At 50.7% G+C, this 15,978-nt stretch carries 20 protein-coding genes; 4 read left to right on the top strand and 16 right to left on the bottom strand.

What is annotated here, in order from left to right:
* Positions 1-3 precede the first annotated feature (3 nt).
* The 12 genes from BM231_RS21475 to BM231_RS21530 all read right to left on the bottom strand — a co-directional run bounded on the left by BM231_RS21475 (position 4) and on the right by BM231_RS21530 (position 7,521).
* On the bottom strand, positions 4-1,113 hold the full coding sequence (locus BM231_RS21475; protein ID WP_093522720.1) for a hypothetical protein: 1,110 nt from the start codon (positions 1,111-1,113) through the stop codon (positions 4-6).
* Positions 1,110-1,958, bottom strand: coding sequence for a baseplate J/gp47 family protein (locus BM231_RS21480; RefSeq protein WP_093522722.1), 849 nt, complete (start codon positions 1,956-1,958; stop codon positions 1,110-1,112). The genes BM231_RS21475 and BM231_RS21480 overlap by 4 nt, the downstream gene beginning before the upstream one ends.
* Before the next feature lie 5 nt (positions 1,959-1,963).
* On the bottom strand, positions 1,964-2,368 hold the full coding sequence (locus tag BM231_RS21485; RefSeq protein WP_093522724.1) for a GPW/gp25 family protein: 405 nt from the start codon (positions 2,366-2,368) through the stop codon (positions 1,964-1,966).
* A gap of 1 nt (position 2,369) precedes the next feature.
* Complete coding sequence (locus BM231_RS21490; protein ID WP_093522726.1) at positions 2,370-2,576, bottom strand: hypothetical protein; 207 nt, start codon at positions 2,574-2,576, stop codon at positions 2,370-2,372.
* A gap of 11 nt (positions 2,577-2,587) precedes the next feature.
* Positions 2,588-3,151 (bottom strand): phage baseplate assembly protein V, encoded by a 564-nt coding sequence (locus tag BM231_RS21495; protein ID WP_159437984.1) that lies wholly within the window; start codon positions 3,149-3,151, stop codon positions 2,588-2,590.
* Entirely contained in the window at positions 3,144-3,881 is a 738-nt protein-coding gene (locus tag BM231_RS21500) for a hypothetical protein (RefSeq protein WP_093522730.1), read from the bottom strand. Before BM231_RS21500 ends, BM231_RS21495 begins: the two co-directional genes overlap by 8 nt.
* Positions 3,878-4,255, bottom strand: coding sequence for a hypothetical protein (locus tag BM231_RS21505; RefSeq protein ID WP_093522732.1), 378 nt, complete (start codon positions 4,253-4,255; stop codon positions 3,878-3,880). The genes BM231_RS21500 and BM231_RS21505 overlap by 4 nt, the downstream gene beginning before the upstream one ends.
* A gap of 49 nt (positions 4,256-4,304) precedes the next feature.
* Positions 4,305-4,736, bottom strand: coding sequence for a hypothetical protein (locus BM231_RS21510; protein ID WP_139226389.1), 432 nt, complete (start codon positions 4,734-4,736; stop codon positions 4,305-4,307).
* A 12-nt stretch (positions 4,737-4,748) separates the two neighbouring features.
* On the bottom strand, positions 4,749-5,771 hold the full coding sequence (locus BM231_RS21515) for a major capsid protein (protein ID WP_093522736.1): 1,023 nt from the start codon (positions 5,769-5,771) through the stop codon (positions 4,749-4,751).
* 42 nt (positions 5,772-5,813) lie between these two features.
* Positions 5,814-6,182, bottom strand: coding sequence for a head decoration protein (locus BM231_RS21520; protein ID WP_093522738.1), 369 nt, complete (start codon positions 6,180-6,182; stop codon positions 5,814-5,816).
* A gap of 65 nt (positions 6,183-6,247) precedes the next feature.
* Positions 6,248-7,273, bottom strand: a complete 1,026-nt coding sequence (locus tag BM231_RS21525) for a head maturation protease, ClpP-related (RefSeq protein WP_093522740.1) — start codon at positions 7,271-7,273, stop codon at positions 6,248-6,250.
* Positions 7,274-7,281: 8 nt separating this feature from the next.
* A complete protein-coding gene (locus BM231_RS21530; RefSeq protein ID WP_139226390.1) occupies positions 7,282-7,521 on the bottom strand; it encodes a hypothetical protein in 240 nt (79 codons plus the stop codon).
* A gap of 56 nt (positions 7,522-7,577) precedes the next feature.
* Between BM231_RS21530 and BM231_RS21535 the strand changes: the two genes are divergently transcribed.
* A complete protein-coding gene (locus tag BM231_RS21535; protein ID WP_093522744.1) occupies positions 7,578-8,444 on the top strand; it encodes a hypothetical protein in 867 nt (288 codons plus the stop codon).
* Here the strand turns inward: BM231_RS21535 and BM231_RS21540 are convergent.
* The 3 genes from BM231_RS21540 to BM231_RS21550 are packed head-to-tail and all read right to left on the bottom strand — an operon-like array spanning position 8,431 to position 12,576.
* Positions 8,431-10,056 carry a phage portal protein gene (locus BM231_RS21540; protein ID WP_093522746.1) on the bottom strand — a complete coding sequence of 542 codons (1,626 nt, stop codon included), beginning with the start codon at positions 10,054-10,056 and terminating at the stop codon, positions 8,431-8,433. The two genes, BM231_RS21535 and BM231_RS21540, sit on opposite strands and share 14 nt — an antisense overlap.
* The gene (locus BM231_RS21545) at positions 10,053-12,137 is read right to left on the bottom strand and encodes a phage terminase large subunit family protein (protein ID WP_159437985.1); all 2,085 of its coding nucleotides are present in this window, start codon (positions 12,135-12,137) and stop codon (positions 10,053-10,055) included. The genes BM231_RS21540 and BM231_RS21545 overlap by 4 nt, the downstream gene beginning before the upstream one ends.
* On the bottom strand, positions 12,109-12,576 hold the full coding sequence (locus tag BM231_RS21550) for a terminase small subunit (RefSeq protein WP_093522750.1): 468 nt from the start codon (positions 12,574-12,576) through the stop codon (positions 12,109-12,111). Before BM231_RS21550 ends, BM231_RS21545 begins: the two co-directional genes overlap by 29 nt.
* Before the next feature lie 289 nt (positions 12,577-12,865).
* Between BM231_RS21550 and BM231_RS21555 the strand changes: the two genes are divergently transcribed.
* Positions 12,866-13,720 carry a hypothetical protein gene (locus BM231_RS21555; protein WP_093522752.1) on the top strand — a complete coding sequence of 285 codons (855 nt, stop codon included), beginning with the start codon at positions 12,866-12,868 and terminating at the stop codon, positions 13,718-13,720.
* Here BM231_RS21555 and BM231_RS21560 read toward each other — a convergent pair.
* Entirely contained in the window at positions 13,698-14,300 is a 603-nt protein-coding gene (locus tag BM231_RS21560; RefSeq protein ID WP_139226391.1) for a hypothetical protein, read from the bottom strand. The genes BM231_RS21555 and BM231_RS21560 overlap by 23 nt on opposite strands.
* Before the next feature lie 97 nt (positions 14,301-14,397).
* Between BM231_RS21560 and BM231_RS21565 the strand changes: the two genes are divergently transcribed.
* Both BM231_RS21565 and BM231_RS21570 read left to right on the top strand, forming a co-directional pair.
* Positions 14,398-15,729 (top strand): Ntn hydrolase family protein, encoded by a 1,332-nt coding sequence (locus BM231_RS21565; protein ID WP_093522756.1) that lies wholly within the window; start codon positions 14,398-14,400, stop codon positions 15,727-15,729.
* Complete coding sequence (locus BM231_RS21570; RefSeq protein ID WP_093522758.1) at positions 15,719-15,931, top strand: hypothetical protein; 213 nt, start codon at positions 15,719-15,721, stop codon at positions 15,929-15,931. The genes BM231_RS21565 and BM231_RS21570 overlap by 11 nt, the downstream gene beginning before the upstream one ends.
* Positions 15,932-15,978: the final 47 nt, after the last annotated feature.

Here is a 15,978-nt window from a genome sequence, read left to right on the forward strand (position 1 = left end):
TCCTTATGCGAAGCTCAGGAGAACCTTCACGCGGGTGCGCTTGGTGAGCCGCAATTCAGTTGTAAGCGCCTGCGAGCAAACAGCTGCAAACGGTGTTTCGATCTGGTCAGGAAGAAGCCAGCGCTTTCCTTGTGGCTGGTCCGGCTTTGGTGTGGCTCCGAACAGCAGAGCAACAGAGGCGCAGTCTTCGCCTGCCCCTTCGCCAAATCCGGTGAGCGCCTCCACATAGACACGCTGCCCTTGATCGTGCGGAGTGATCTGCTCTGCGCCGACCTTGTAAGTGGAGCCGGGCGCAACCTGATGCAGTGCCTTAAAACGCCTTGCCCCGATCATGGAGCCATCGGCACGATAAAAGCCCATATAGCCGCCCAGCAACGCTGTTTGGCGGGCCATGACGCGAAGCTTCGCCCCACCCCCCAAATCCTGCCATGAGGTTTCAATCTCGCTCCATGGCGCTGCCAGCTCGTCCCAAGTCACACCACCTGAAGAGATATCGATGTAAACACCGATTTCCTGCTTTTCAGCATCTGTAAGCGCTCTTTGAAACTCATGCGTGGTGCCAAAGCTCCACTTGGTTGGAACGTCACCGACCTTTGCGCCGGAGTGCGACGATAGAAGCGCATTTCCAAGCTTGGAATAAGACAACTCAGCAGCGCGAATGTCATAGCCGTTGAACGCCCGCATCACCTTGGTGCGCCGGGAAACGGAAAGACCAACGATCCCGGCAATGCGAGGTAAATCCTCTTCACTGTGCGGGAGCCGGTCAAGTGCCAGCTGGTCCCAATGCCATTTGCGCCGCCTGCTTGGCGCCTGCTCCAAGAGCCCGCCATAGTCTATAAAGCCTAGCCCCTTATAGACCGCAGCCTCAAAGCCGCGAATGCGCAGCCATTCAAGGCCCACATCATAGAGCTGATAGATGTTATCTACGTAGGGGCTCAGGATACCAAGCCCAGTTTCCTGAATGAGGTGCGGCATGATACGTGGCTGCGGATTGGCCCACTTCATGCCGAAATTGTCATAGTGCTGGCGGACCTGCTGAAGCGCTTCATGATTGGCCTCGGAGATCGCCTGCATCCATGGAGTGGCGCCAGCTGGCAAAAGTGTTTCTGTCATCGCCCGCGCCCCATGGAACTGATTGAAATCGTGCCAAGCGCAATAGCTTCATTGGGATCAGCCACAACGTCAGTAAATGGCGCGTCAACAATCACGTTGTTGATCCCATCGCCCATGGCCGTGTTGATCAGCCAAGCGCGGGTGAGATCGAGTCCGAGGCGGTCTTCAGCCTCCCAAGCAGCCCGCAGTTTTGTCTCCAATGTCTCTAAGGCTGAGTTGCGTGCATGCTCTTCAAGCTGAACCTTCAAAGCCACATCAATGGTCTTGGTGACAGCAGACACCACACTGAAACGATCTGAAGTGACTTTGTTGGTTGGCAAGTTCAGATGTGCCAGGACGGTTTCAAGTAGTTCATCGCTTGCATGGCCACCGGGAACAGCTGAGAGAATGCCCACATGGAGTGTCGGATCAACTCCGTCATCCCAGATTGCAACGCCCTTCACATCCAAATGCGCGTCCATTGCAAGCGCCTTGTAACGCTCCTCAGGACCACCGCCAGAACGCCCGACAATGTGAAGCTTGATGCGCGTCTTAAAGCGCTCATCGTCTTCCCCTTGCATGCGTGTGACACCATAAAAGGTCGCCAATACATCAAGCGCCACGCCGTAGGAATAATCCACGAAGTAGAGAACGAACTTCTCATTCCCCAGCTGCAGAAGATAGACGACCAGATAAACCAGTTCCTCTTGCAGAATTTTAGCCGGATCTGTTTCAAGTTCGCCAACGGTCCAAGGGATGCCTGCTGCTTCAAACTTGGTTTTCAGGCGGTCAAGCGAGGCTGCAAGGATGGCCTCATAGTCGATATTCTCAATCAACTCTGGTGGCGGAAGCTTGGTCTGGGCCATATGGATCAACTTTCCAGTGTTTGCACCTTCCCATCCCGAAAGAACAGGCCGAAGGAAACAGAACGTTCAACGGTAAAATCTGGTGGTGAAAGGTGCGCTTTCGGGCGAAAGTCTGCCTCAATAGTTAGGCCGACAGCCCCCAAGCGAACTTGCTCTACAGAGCCTTGCGGAGTCAGACGCCGGACCTTGAACCGGGGCTCCCAGCGATCAATTGCAACCGCAATCAGCTGCATGAAGACAGCAAAACGCTTTGGTGAAAGCTTCTTACCCAAAATCTCTACAAAGCCCGCGCCGAATTGCCTGCGCATCACCCGAGAGTAAAGCCGGGTGCCTAGGGTGACTTCCACGCCTTGGAGTGCTGATTGCAGGTTAGAGATCGGCTGCCCTGTGTGCCTGCAAATCCCCGCCATATCAGGCCTCTGGCTTTGCAGGAGCTTTACTGCGCCGCTTGCGCGGTGCTGGTGGGGTGCCGTTTTCGCCGTCATCAAGGCTGGCAACACCTATTTCAACGTAATAGGCAGCCGCCTGCTCTGTCATTTCGACAATGCGATCCTCAGGCACACGCGCACCATCAACGGTGTCCGCACCTTCGCGGATCCGGTATCTCTTCTTTGTCATGTCTGGAGTCCTTAGTTGGGGCCTTTGGTGTTAGCTGGTCCCGGCGAAATGCCGCCGTGTGTGTGGGTAGAGCCGACGTTCTTACTATTGTGCGTAACCTTGCCGCCTTGAGTATCAACACCATCGCCGCTGATTATATGTGTCACGCCGCCCACGGTGATTTCGATACTGTTCTCCGCTGAGATCTGGAGCTTGCCGCCTTTGATCTGGATACGCACGCCCGCATCTTGAAAAACATTGGCTTCCATATCGGTATTGGGCGTTTCGTGGTCGTTGCTATAGCCGCCTGGCAGCAGTATTCCTTGCCGGGGATCGCCGTTTGGATTGAGCGTCCCCACCATCTGCCCGACCTTTAGCGGAATGGAAGTTTTAGAGGTTTCCGGATGCGGTTTCCAAGGTGAGAGATAAGGGGCGCCCTCTTCATCCTCTCCCAGTTTGATCCGGTAGCCCTTATCCGGATCGATATCATGTACCGGCCCGACCTGTATCATCTCAGAAATAACAGACCTCAAGGTTTCCAGTTCAGCCTGCTGCTGAGTGAGCAGCTCGGCGATTACCTCCCACTCGCTATCCATCTTGTGCGACCTCATTGAGCCCGAGCGTTTGGATCTGGTCTGGATGCATGCCGTTTTCCATTCTGAACACATCAAGCGGAGGCGCATCCGGCTCTAAGGCAGCGCGCATTAAGTCAGCTTTAGCGGCTATGCTTGGATCATCACTGGCCTGCATGAGCTCAAATAGTTCCCCGAATGGGTTTGAGAGCACTTCAGCGCCGGTTCTTGGCTCTTCTAAAAGCATGCACTTGAGCTCAAACTGGTGAGCCGCGAGCCGCAATCCATCTTGTTCATTTGCAATACGACCCTTTTTGAAGCTGGTCACACCTATCAAAAGCTCTCGGAACATCTTCACATATGGATCTCTGGTATCTGATAGTGCGTTGAGGATCTCGCGGCCAATAAGATCAAGTTTGAACTCCATATTGGCATCAGTAACCGGAATATCCTGCACGATGACAGCTTCGCCTGTTTCATTATCTTTGACGGACATAGAAGAGGTGATGCCCCACTCGAAATAGATTTTGGTGTCGGCTTGGCCGAGCAACTCCAGACTATTGCCCCTCGCCTGCATGTCTGCCTCATCTGTATAGACAGTCAAAAAAGGTTGGTCTTGGCTCGTTTCTGGCAGACCATCCTCATTGAAGTTGAGCGCACCAAAAGCCGAGTCCTGAACGTTCTCGCCGACACTTGTCTTGCCCTTCAGAGCTTCGCAAAGGCAGTATCGTGCAGCAATCCTAACTAGGCTCATGCTTCCCCCAATTCCAAAACAATGCGCAGCTGATCGCGATAGTTAGCGTGCAGCACGTCAAACCAAGGCATCCCATCACGGGTAATTGCTCTGATGGTATCGCCCTTTTTGATTTCCGGGCCGGTGTAAAGCGACTTTGCGATATGCAATTGAGTCTTTGCTGAGTTGACGCGGCCACGCCACTTCAAAGCGTCACCACCACTCAAGTTGGTGTTGCGTACATTGCCTACTCTCAAAATCGCTTGGATTGTCGTGTTTCCGCGTGATTGGTCCTGTCTGCCATCCTGCAAAAACTTGAGCTCAATAGCTTCCGCCCATCGTTCATCTGCGGCCTTCACTACTTTCTCAAAATGTTTCTTTGTTTCAGGTGTCATAGCTTGGCCTCACAAAAGGAAAAGGCGCGAGTTTCCCCGCGCCTTTGTTTTACTGTGCTTCGGCGGCTTCAATAGCCGCTTGGTACTCTTCGACGGTCCAGTCTTCGTCCGGCGTAATGCCAAGCTCTTTGGCTTTGGTGTCGAGTTCGTCAAACTGAGCCCGAACCAGATCGCGAACGTTGTCACGTAGGGTTTCAAGACCAATGTTTTTAGGCGGACGGTAATCAAGCTTTTCAGCTTCTTCACGCAACGCGTCCATGCTCATGGCGCTGTAAGCATCTTCGCCGCCCTCATCGGCAACTGGCTCGGTGTCTGGTTCGTCTGCTTTATAGGCAAGACCATCATCGATCAGGCTTGTTGCATAAGAAACCGGAACCTCAACGGCTTCACCGGGTTCAATCGTGACGACGCCGCCCTCACCTACGACCTCTCCGGGGATCATGAGCCCAGAGAGGTTTGCAATCCACATAGTTTTAGTCATGGAGCACCCCCCTTACTGGCCCGGTGTATAGTTTTGAAGACGGATTTTACGCAGAACACTGGGGTTGGTGCAGAGGGACATGGCGTTCATCTGCACTTCAATGGAGCGCCCTTTATCGTTTGGATCCTTGAACTGTCGAAGGTAAAGCGGCAGGCCTTCGGAGTTCACCGTATCTTCGTAGTCAGCGGGACCGAAACGAGTGATAAACAAATCAGGCACGCCAAACGGAACAATGCGAGCCTCATTGTGGGCAATATAGGTGCCCCCACCGGCTTCTCTCGCTTTACGGCCCTGTTTGTAGCGTTCAAACTTGAAGCCACCGAAATCGAACTTATCCGGGGCTGCGTTCCGCAACTTCCCTGCAGAAGAGGTGTTGAGGAAAGTCTCGCGAACTTCAGGACGGTTCCAGATCCATTCATGAAAATTTCGACCAGAGAACACATGCATATGCCCGTATGCCCGATCAAGGTCATCTTCAATGCCATACAGCGCATGCATCAAGAAAGAGCCAAGGCTCAGATCTGCGTCTTCATGATCGAGGTCAAGCGGAGCTGGGATTGCATAGCCAAACTTGGCATAGAGGTTCGCCAGCGTTTTGCCATTGCGGGTCAGAACGATGCCGTTCAGTGCACCCATGCGTTGGTGTTCCAGCGTATTATCAAGGTCGCGGGTATGTTTGCGCCCCTTCTTCACAACGCGTTCCTGAAGCCGCTCCAACTGATCATTTGTCCCGGTTCTACGAACGTTCTGGATTTCGTCAGCTGAGATATGATCATTGCGCTCGTAATGAGGGATCTTGAAGGACTCGAGGGTGCGCTCTTCATCCCCGGTTGTTTCCCCAGGTCCACCACGAGCGGTTGGCTCGACTAGCTGCAGGTCGTTGCCTTCCCGTTCAATGTCGATGTAAGTGGTGTCCACCCCATCTTCTTCGAACAGGCCGGACTTGCCGATCTGATCAGGAACCGAAGGTTCTTCATTGATGGCAAGCGTAAGGTTGTGAACGCTAAAGCGGTCGTCATCCCAGATATCAGGCATTTAAGTCTCACATATTTTTGAAAGAAAGGGGTTGGTTGGCCGTTAGCGTGTGATCAGCCCGACCGCTTTTAACTCAGCGAGCTTTGCGGCTACTTTGTCGGCATCATCCACCGTCGAATGGAAGTTCAACATGACTTCCTTTACTTCGGCATCCCGACCCAAAACCACTGCTTCGACATCCTGAGACGTAGCATCAACAGCGTTAGCGAGAACCGCTTTTGCCGTTTCTGAACCATCAGCACCTGTTGCCGGGGACGGAACATACTTTTGGGAATCGGTCTGCTTTCCGACCACAGTGGCAGCCGCTACCACACCTGAGCCAGCCGCAATGGTCACAGTCTCGCGAGAGCGGTTGCCGCTTGCTTCGGAAAGTAGAAAAGACCAGTCACGCTGGCGCATTTTCGTTGACATGCAAAACTCCATAAAAAAAGGCCGCGTATGCGACCTGCTTAAGCTTTGTTGCGGGTGAAGAAGGCTTAAGAGGCCATCAACTCACGACGTTTTTTGTAAATAGAACCAGCACTCATCGTCGGCTGTTGTGGCTTGTCAGTGCTGTCCAGACCTGCACCCGTCTGTCGCAAATTGTTGTATTCGCTCTGCGATGGGTTGTTGTTGGGGGCTGGCTCGTTGTCTTCCATCAAGTCAAACTTCGCTTTGATCTGTTCAAAATCCATGCCATCGGCCATGAAGGATTCTGCAAGCTTTGGCTGCTTCTGCGCCTGCGGGAGTTCCATCACTTGCTTTTGCAACTTCATGTAGGTTTCGACGCCTTCCTTGACGCCATCGGCTTTGCCCTTAGCTTCCGCATCAGCCACCATCTGAGCAATTTCTTCATCAGTCTTTGGCATTTTCGTCTGTTCCTCTTGGGTTGGGGTTGTCTGCTCAGGCTCCTTGCCCCACTTGTTCGTGCGGGTCATAGTCACCAGCTCTTTTGGAGCTTTCGAGTATTGGGTGTAATCAAACGGCGGGCACATAAGCGAGTTCGTGCTGCCATCGTGAGTTGTTGCAAAACCAGCGATGACCGCCTCTTCACCCATCATCCACGTTTCAGCCTCCATGATCTCTCGGGCTTCTTCCGTAGTCTTGCCGGATGCTTTAGCGTAAAGCTTTGCATACTCATCAGCCTGCATGTCGAGCAGAGCCGCACCTTCTTTGAGATCTCGCGCAGTGCCCCAAACGCCAGAGGATGGATCATGGATCATCATCTGAGCACCAGCTTTCATGATACGAACATCTGCGCCCATTGCGATGAGTGAAGCAGCTGAAGCTGACATTGCATCAATCTGAACTGTAACCTGGCCGTCATGGGCTTTGAGAGCGTTGTAGATGGCTATAGCAGTGATCGGATCACCACCACCTGAGTTCATTCGAACAGTTACGTCCTTTTCACGCCCGTGCTCTGCGAGTGCCTCAATGACCTGCAGCGCGGTAAAGAACTCTTCGTACCAGTCGAGCCCAACAGCCCCATACATGAAGATTTGCCCGTCTCGATAAATTCCCATGTGTTCCTCTAAGCTCTCACACGGGCAGCAAAGCGCCTACGCTTAAGCTTGCCCTTTTGGATTTCACACTGTGCTCTGGCGTAATCGCGGTCCTTCTCAATCCGGTTGAGATCAGCGTTACGATATTTGATGAAATCCTCACCAAAGCGGCTTTCTGTGACCTGTTCACCATCGCGAACAGTCTCATAAATTGTCTGAAGCTTCTCGACTTCAGCGCACCAGTCTTTGCCCATACAAAGACCTTTCATGTTTTGATCTGAAGGAATCGTGTTACCTCTTTGCTCGGTTGCAAAGGAGCGTACTCATGTCTGAAGTTACTGGAGTAGAAAGCAAAAGAAGTTTCTTGCTCAACTCATCAACTGCTTTGATGGTTTTCGTAGGTGTTTTTATCGCAATTGTTCTTCTATGGGTTGCAAACGCTTACTTTGCTTTGACCGGCGAGTTACCCTTTGATCTCTTTAATGTTTCAATGACTGAACCAAACTTCGGGGCAACTGAGCAAGTTTCTGTTGCGCAGAGCGAGCGTGGCCCAGTGGGAGATAGTTTTGGTATCATCAACTCCCTCTTCTCCGGTATGGCATTCGTAGGTCTGGTCTACGCAATTTTGTTGCAACGGCAAGAACTGCATCTAGTAAAAGAAGAACGAGATGACACTCGCTCAATATTGCGACATCAACAGGCTAATCTTGACGAGCAAAATAAAGTTACGAAGAAGCAGGCTTTCGAGACTACGTTTTTCAATCTACTAAGTTTAGTTTCAACTAGTCGCGCTGGGATTATGATGCCCGGTAAGTTTGAAGTCAGTGGAGAGCGGGCTCTAAGCAATTATGCTGCGAATGCAGAAAGAACTTATAGTAAGCAAGGTGCTAAAAGTGCTCTGGCTGATTACAGGAACTCTGATCCCTATAAAATTACTACCACTCACATAAACCTTTTTGTAAGCGCTGCACTGCTGTTGGAAGAGTACAATTTGGATGAGCAAGGTATTTACATCAACATACTCTGCGACTCCATCTCTCCGTCTGAGCAGATACTTTTAGCATTTGAAGCTTACTCACCGGGACGGGACATGATGGCCTCGATCATTGCAGACCATGGATTATTGAACGAAGCTAAAAGTGTAACTCTTGAAAGACTTTTGCGTGAATTTGAGGCTGTTAGGTTTCCTTAACGACTTTACTCCTTTGTGAGTCACCACCTTGCACTTTTACAGAAGGATGGAGGCGCCCCTCTTTTTCAAACTCCTTCACTTCTTCGCTGATCTCTCTTTGAACTTCGTCATAGTCAACACCATCAGCAGCACATTCGCGGCGAACAGAGGTCACACCGTTTTCAAGCCGCTTCTTGCGCGCGCTTTCCTTCTTGTCATCATCGGCGGTTGGCTGAGCCGGTCCTAAAACATCAACCTGGCTCACATGCTCCCGGTTGGCCCGAAATGCCGCATATCCGCCTTTGAATGGGATGCGTCCTTCTGCAATTTCTTCATCCAACCAGTTGGCGAACGTCACTTTTGTAAGCGGTGCTACCACGCGATCGCGCCGACGAGTTACAATCGGCCAGATGGTCGCATACTCCATTCTGACTGAGCTGTAAGTTGCGCCGGTGTGATCCATGGTGACGGATGAAGCTGTTGCCCCGATCCGTCGCGCAACTTCTCTTAGAAGGTTCTGGAAGAAGGAAACATAGTGCGGGTTTGGCGTTTTGCTTGAGTGAAGCTCAAACTCTTCTCCCGGTGCTAGATGGTTGACCCTCACTCCATCTGAAAGGTTGATTGTTCCTTCCTGAAGGGCCTCAAGGCGTGACCGCCATAGGTTTGCAAGATCTTCGCCGATATCTTCGTTGTCACTTCCATCAAGCGCCTGAAATGCTTGAAAGATATCTTCAGAGGCATCGGGACTTTTGACTGTAGCCGCCATGATCGCCTGCGCGAGTGCGGTAGCAAGCGTCGCGTTTCCCAGCTGCTCCTGAAAGCTCATATTGTTCAGAACTGCGGTCATCAGAGGGACTCCGCGAGAGGCGTCAGGGTTCTCTGAACGATCCATTAGCTGCACTACTTGACACAAACCGAGACCATCAAAGGCGTCCACATCGTGATCGACTAACCCGCCTATTTTGCCTTTGCGCTGGAACCTGTACTTCAGGTGTCGCCCGTTATCATCCTTGAAGATGCCATCTTCTAAGCCAATTAACTGGCTTGTTTCCCACTTCAGTTTATGGGGTGAAACGAGCGAAACCTTAGTGCCGGTCCTAATGCCATACTTCTTCCGCTCCGCAGGAGACATAAAGCTGAAAACGCCATATGCCTCACCTTTAGTTGCGTAGATCCGGCAAACACCATCATCCATTTCAGCAAGCTTCTTCTGGCCCGCTAGATCCACTTCAAGAGGGTTGTTTGCGTATGCGCGGAACTCCTTTTCAACGAGCTCTGCAAACTCTTTCTCTTCCTTCTTGTCATACCCGAGTTTTGAGAGGTCTGGCTTATAGTTGATCTTGAGCCCTTCCCCGATTGTATCAGTGATGACCTGATCAACTGCACCGGCGATCCATCCGCTGTTGTGCATGAAGTCAGTCGCAAGGGCAGAAGCCCGCGCCGCCGCCGCTCTCACATCCTCGGACCCTGAGCGGATCGGGGCGGAGCGCTTTGCCAACACGCCAGATGGATCGCCCCCAAGATAGCGCATTGTCGAGCGGGGGGTGCTCGTCAAGCGTGCGCTAGTCTTCGCGAGCTGCCGGGTATTGGCAGGCACGCGGACACGAGGTCGCGTCAAACCTTTGCCTGTCATTGAAATCTTCTCCGAAACTTGTTCTTCGAGCGGGGCGCCTTAGGTGCTGGTCGAGTAGTCCCACGACTGGCCTTGATTGGCGCTTCGGGTCTACTCGTCTGTTTGGGTTCCTTAGGCTCGTTCGGCAACGCCGGTTTAGGTAGGCTCTGTTTACCGCCCGGTTTACTGATCAAACGATCAGGTAGTGATAGACGCGCGGCAGCTGCATAAACCTTGCAGTCCCACGCTTCGTTGCGGATACCGTCTTCCTTAGGCTCCCAGCACCTAACAGACTTACCTGCATGCTCTTTGATAATCGCTTGCTCAGCAGTCATTTGAGCGAAGTAGTCGGCAGGTAAATCATCACAAGGGAAATGCGTTGCGTTCGGTGTTGGCCCACCGTCTTCAGGCAACAGAACCCCGAGCTGCAAGGCGATCAAATCCTTTGCGGTATCAACACCCACAATGTAGACATGCTCACCGGAATTCTTGGTTCGTGACGGTGTTTTAGGCCAGATCTGACGGTGCCCCGCATTGTTCCCTTTACCCTTGATTGCGTAGATACGGCGATGTTTCCGTTTCGCACAAAATGATTGCACGATGGCTGCCCTGTGGCCTTGAGAGTCAATGCAAGTCGCCTTGACTGAGAGCCGCTTCCCATCCTCGCGGTGGTAGACTCTACGTAACTCTCTGTCGAACTCATCCCAGACCCGCTTGCCTGCTGTATCGCCATCCAGAACTATATGCCGGATGACCCAGTTTTCATCGTCAAGGCCATAACCAACCACAGTCATTTCAATGCGGTCGTCTTGCGTGTCTGCCCCTACAACAAGCAGGCGCACACCTTCTGGTATCGCTTCATGGGTGTAGTTCTCCACCCGCTCAGCCAGACCTTCAGCGCTCAATGCCAGCTTGATACCTTTCACGACCTCTGCAAGGGCGGTGTTGGTCCATTTGCGCAGCATTAAAGGTTTTTTGTAGGAGTTGAGGAACTCCTTCACGACATCAAAAAGGGAATGCCTCGTTGAATAGAGCTTGGATACATGGAAGCCTGCATGCCCTTCATAGTGCGAAACTTTTTTGCATTCGGGACAGTGTGAGCGGCCTTGCTCATCCCAGTGTCCTGCGCCACTCCAATCGAGTGGCTTATGTGTCTTTCCGCAGCACGTGAAAGGCTTTGTCTGCCTCCACCCAAAATCCGGTTCATCAGCAATGCTCAGCAGCGCTAACTTACGCTCCTTCTCACTCCATCCAGCACCACACTTTGAGCAAAAGTACTCGGCGGTATTTGAAAGATGGTTGCCGTTGTCGTCTTTGTCCCACTGAACTGTTTCGCGGGACCAATAAAGAACTTGCTCTTCATCGCAATGAGGGCAACGAACAAAGCACTTCCGCTGATCGCTGGCCATGTACTCATGATAGATTTTCGATGTTTCTTCGTCTGAAGGTGAGCACACTCGGACATTCAGGCGACGCTTGTTAAAGGTTGATGATCGCTCCTCACCCAATGCCAAAGGGTCACCCATTCCGCCTGCGTCGGCGGGGTAAAGGTCAACCTCATCAGCGAGGGTAATGCGCTTAGGGCGTGATGCCAGATCGTTTGGCGAATTAGCGCCCACAAAATCCAACGCTCCGCCTGGGTACTCTTTGTGATCAAGTGTTGTGCCAGAGTCTCTCGACTTGGCGTCTGGTATCAACTCTCTCAGGACTGGTGTTGTATCGACGGTTTTCTGAAAGCGTTCCTTCGAAAAGGAAACAGCAAGCTTTTGCGTAGGCTGCACAAACAATATGGGCGATGGGTCTTGGTGTATGTGGTAACCCGCAACGTTCTGGAGGAACTCAGTCTTCATCAGCTGAGTGCACGCCATAGCGGTGAGAACCTGCGTATCCTTCTCTGTAACTGCCATCATGGGACCAATCGAAACGGGAACACGCCTTGTCTTCCAGCGCCCCGGATTGGCTGTGTTCTCGCGCGCTACATAGCGGTACTCATCTGCCCACTCTACGAGGTTAAGTCGTGGTGGTGGCTTGAGATCGCGCTGCCTACATTCTGCAAACACATCATCAATTCGCTCACCAGCTATCGTCCGCCAATGCTTCAAGGATTTCACTCACTTTTGAAGAGAGGATCTCCTCAATGTCTGGAGCCTCAAGAAGTTCAAGATCAGCTGAGATTTCACCCGGCATTGCCACAAAGTTTGCTCGGATCTCAGCGTATTCCTTTGTCAATTTCTCCTTGACGATATCTATCGGGATTGCTGTTTTGCGCAGCAGCTCAAGTTCAATTTCGGCTGTCTCCGCTTTGGCGTTGTCCCTGCGGATTGCTGCTCGCTCTCGTTCAGGTATCTTGTCTTCGGAAAGAGAGGAGCGGATGAACGTCTCTCGCCACGCGAACACCTCAGCTGTGTTGAAGAGTTTAGGCTTCCCCTTGCCTTCATCAGAGTGAACCGGGCATCCCTTCACCATCCAATTTCGGAGCGTTTGACGCGTGATCCCATAGAGATCTGCAAGCTCTAACTGGTTTACAATTTTGCCCGACATGCAGCTGTGAACCTCAAAACGTGACGATTTTACATGTTCGCGCACGTTTTAAAGTTGCGGAACATTGATTCTATTGGATTTTTTGGGATCGATCGTAAGGAAAACGTGACAAGTAAAACGGCGGTTTTTGAAATTAAAACGCGCCATAATGCGGGCTTCGCAGCCGCAGCAAACTGAAAAAATCGAAATACGGTCCCTAGACCGGGGGGGGGGGGTATGCATCGCGCATGCCTTTTGCCGCGCCTCGTGCCCCTAGCCTGCCCCTGCGAATCCAACTATTGGAAGTCGTATGAACAGTCGGACATTCTTTCTTCTCAGCCTTTGCCTATTTTGCGCAGTCCTCATCGTCATCCCATTTTGGGCACAGTATTTTAAGGTGACCGGTGTTGATGGACGAGTGATCGAGTGGCTGCAAGTCTTGGCAGGCTTCTCTGCTTTGGCAATAGGTGCTGTCACACTCTACTTTGTGACCATCCAGCTCACTAAGGCTGATGACCAGCTGACAAAAGCAAACGAACAGCTTGTGAAGGCAGATTTGCAGATCTCTCTAGCACACAAGCAGCTCGAACTTGCTGATGCTCAACTTGCACTCGCCCGCAAAGACAGTGCCATACTAACTCTTCAGCTCAGAGCTGCGGCATTTGCCGCTGTGGAAACAGAAATAGCACTCATGGAGAAAGTCTTTCAGTTGCTCAATGATGCACGAATTGAGGGAATTGCGAGTGCCTTCCAAAAAATGAATGAAGAAAACGCACACCCGAGCGTTGTCGACATTTGGGATCAACGCATTCGAAAGAATAGTAGAGGCCTCACCCCAGAGTTTGCTGCTCTACATGAGCAAATCACAAACAATGTCGAGCCCGCCATCGCTCACCTCTCCGATATCTTATATGCCGATAGAGAAGAGTTTGTTCATCAGTTCCATATGCTGTCTATCTATATTCGGTCCATATCTAAAGGCCCGCTTGATAGCCATGATCACGAGCTAGAAGATAGGGTACAAACGACGGCAGCCAATTATTACAACGTTATTGTATGCATTGGAGAGGCCTACAAGAGTCATTTGGAAGACGCGAAGAGAGCAATCGAGCTGCCAATTCCTACATCTGAGCGTCCCCCATCTATAATGCCAAGATACGAGTAATCTCCGCTTCCATTGCCGGGGCAAAGGAGCGGGTTGCGTTGTCGTACTGGGCTTTTGATGGGCCTATTACCATTTCATCCGGAATGCGGACGCTACTCTTGAGGCTATGGAAGCCCCTGTACCAACGCTTACCAACGTTGAGGTTAGCCCGGAAGACTGCCCCGCCCAGGTTCAAAGTTTTACGACCCGGGAAGCGCCCGCCCTTCATGAATGCCTTTTCCAGATAGAGCCGCTGGCCTCTTGGGCGTGCTACAACACCGCCCCGCTTCAACTCTCTTGGCTTGAAGTGCTTCAGGCTGATGAAACCGCCCTTGGCTGTCAGCACATAAGACAGGCTGGCAGCGTTGCCCTTATAGCTCGCGCTCGCCCTCTTGGGCTTCCCCAGAGCCTTCCTGATTGTACGGGATGGCAAGCCGGTCTGCTTTGGAAGCGTCTTCAGTACGCCCCTACGCAGCTTGGTGCCCGTTTTGTTGATGACCTTTCTATAGGCGCGCTCTGCTGTCTTCCTGTTCCCTATACGTTCAACAGCCTTCTCGAACCTTATAAAGTTGTCGTCTAATTTGAGCGTAAATGGTGCCAATTGGATGCTCCGCATCTAAATTATTAGTTCTCAGCCATACACCGAAGGAAAACATGTATATTTATGTAGAATTATTGATTCACTCACGGAGTTCTAAATGACCGCTGAGATCGCAATACTAAATAAATCATGCGTTGCTTTAGCTGCAGACAGCACCGTCTCCTTTGGCCCGTATAAGACATTCAATTCTGCTGAAAAGCTATTTGAGTTTAGTGAAAAACAACCTCTAGCTGTTATGATTTACAATGCAGCTAGTTTTCTTGATTGCCCTATCGAGCTCTTGATCAAAGATTACCGTTCCAAAAACGATCAGTTGTTCAATTCAGTTGAAGAGGCAGCAGAAGACTTTCTTTCTCACCTTACCGAATATGGCCAAACCGTCTCAGATGCAGTTCGAACAAGCAATTTGATTAACCTTTGCCGTGATGTGCTCAACGTTATCGAAGCTAAACTACAAAAAAGAATATCTGCTATATCGATGAAAAGGGAAATGGACAGCTTCACAACCGATGAGTTTCAAGATGTGGTCAGGGAAATCCTCGCAACAATTGGAGCCGGGTTGGGTTTCAACGCTGCTAACTTTAATTACGCGCCGACTGACCAAGACGTTTTTGATAAGGAGAGAGAAGAGGCCGACAAAATAATACACGATTATATAGAGAGTTACACAAAGCACTATAGCAATGTGAGAATTCAGGGCGAATTGATTAAAGAGATAGTTGATCTACTTTTCTTCTACGCCACGACGAAAGTTCCTTCCGCATTTACTGGAATAGTTGTGGCTGGGTACGGAGAGAACGACATGTTTCCTTCGCTTTGTAGTTACGCGGTTTCTGGCATGTTAGGGGGTAATCTAGTTTTCCAAAATCAAGACAATTGCAAAATCGACAGGGACAACTTCCCCTCCGCTATTATCCCCTTTGCACAAAAAGAAATGGTATCTAGGTTCCTAACTGGCGTTGATGATGAATTTATTGATCAAACAAACACTTACCTGAATGAAATATTGGGTGAGTTAAATAGAGAGATTATTGACTTTCTTGAATACGAAACCTCCGATGATAAAGACCGACTTAATAGTTTTCTGTCAGCTGTATCAGAGAGAATATTGGACGATCTAAACAACAAGTGCTTCTTGCAACTTCGCAGCAACTTTCTGCAAGAGGTACAACATATGGTCAGTGCTATGCCAAAAGCAGAAATAGTAGAGATGGCACGATCACTAGTTGAACTGACCTCATTTAAAAGAAAAATATCTTCACAAATTGAGACAGTCGGTGGTCCTATTGATGTTGCCATTATCTCAAAGAACGAAGGTTTTGTCTGGGTAAATAGAAAACACTATTTCCCTGCTGAGCTCAATGCACGATACTTTAATAGGATTCGCAGAGGCGCGACTCAACATCGGGAGAGGGACGATGCTGTCTAAAAATTCACTTTTTTCAGATGATAGTGTATCAAACCATGGCTTTGATGAGTACCTAATCCGAGCAAGAACCACTTCCCGTTTAGATGCCTCAATCGAAGAGGCAAAAGAGAATTTACGGAACACTTTGATCCGTGCAGTCGATCAAAATGCTGGTGGTCAGGGTAAAGTAATCAAGGTTCGTTCAGCTGGGCCAAGTAAGTGACAAGAAGCAGTCAACGAGCCAGTTGACTGCTTTTTACATAAACTAAA

It is taken from the genome of Pseudovibrio ascidiaceicola (genome assembly GCF_900114245.1).
In the GTDB taxonomy this organism is placed as follows: Bacteria; Pseudomonadota; Alphaproteobacteria; order Rhizobiales; family Stappiaceae; genus Pseudovibrio; species Pseudovibrio ascidiaceicola.

Bases quoted from the DNA above. Each gene is read 5' to 3' on its own strand.
- BM231_RS21475 (WP_093522720.1), bottom strand. From the start codon at position 1,113: ATGACAGAAACACTTTTGCCAGCTGGCGCCACTCCATGGATGCAGGCG.
- BM231_RS21480 (WP_093522722.1), bottom strand. From the start codon at position 1,958: ATGGCCCAGACCAAGCTTCCGCCACCAGAGTTGATTGAGAATATCGAC.
- BM231_RS21485 (WP_093522724.1), bottom strand. From the start codon at position 2,368: ATGGCGGGGATTTGCAGGCACACAGGGCAGCCGATCTCTAACCTGCAA.
- BM231_RS21490 (WP_093522726.1), bottom strand. From the start codon at position 2,576: ATGACAAAGAAGAGATACCGGATCCGCGAAGGTGCGGACACCGTTGAT.
- BM231_RS21495 (WP_159437984.1), bottom strand. From the start codon at position 3,151: ATGGATAGCGAGTGGGAGGTAATCGCCGAGCTGCTCACTCAGCAGCAG.
- BM231_RS21500 (WP_093522730.1), bottom strand. From the start codon at position 3,881: ATGAGCCTAGTTAGGATTGCTGCACGATACTGCCTTTGCGAAGCTCTG.
- BM231_RS21505 (WP_093522732.1), bottom strand. From the start codon at position 4,255: ATGACACCTGAAACAAAGAAACATTTTGAGAAAGTAGTGAAGGCCGCA.
- BM231_RS21510 (WP_139226389.1), bottom strand. From the start codon at position 4,736: ATGACTAAAACTATGTGGATTGCAAACCTCTCTGGGCTCATGATCCCC.
- BM231_RS21515 (WP_093522736.1), bottom strand. From the start codon at position 5,771: ATGCCTGATATCTGGGATGACGACCGCTTTAGCGTTCACAACCTTACG.
- BM231_RS21520 (WP_093522738.1), bottom strand. From the start codon at position 6,182: ATGTCAACGAAAATGCGCCAGCGTGACTGGTCTTTTCTACTTTCCGAA.
- BM231_RS21525 (WP_093522740.1), bottom strand. From the start codon at position 7,273: ATGGGAATTTATCGAGACGGGCAAATCTTCATGTATGGGGCTGTTGGG.
- BM231_RS21530 (WP_139226390.1), bottom strand. From the start codon at position 7,521: ATGAAAGGTCTTTGTATGGGCAAAGACTGGTGCGCTGAAGTCGAGAAG.
- BM231_RS21535 (WP_093522744.1), top strand. From the start codon at position 7,578: ATGTCTGAAGTTACTGGAGTAGAAAGCAAAAGAAGTTTCTTGCTCAAC.
- BM231_RS21540 (WP_093522746.1), bottom strand. From the start codon at position 10,056: ATGACAGGCAAAGGTTTGACGCGACCTCGTGTCCGCGTGCCTGCCAAT.
- BM231_RS21550 (WP_093522750.1), bottom strand. From the start codon at position 12,576: ATGTCGGGCAAAATTGTAAACCAGTTAGAGCTTGCAGATCTCTATGGG.
- BM231_RS21555 (WP_093522752.1), top strand. From the start codon at position 12,866: ATGAACAGTCGGACATTCTTTCTTCTCAGCCTTTGCCTATTTTGCGCA.
- BM231_RS21565 (WP_093522756.1), top strand. From the start codon at position 14,398: ATGACCGCTGAGATCGCAATACTAAATAAATCATGCGTTGCTTTAGCT.
- BM231_RS21570 (WP_093522758.1), top strand. From the start codon at position 15,719: ATGCTGTCTAAAAATTCACTTTTTTCAGATGATAGTGTATCAAACCAT.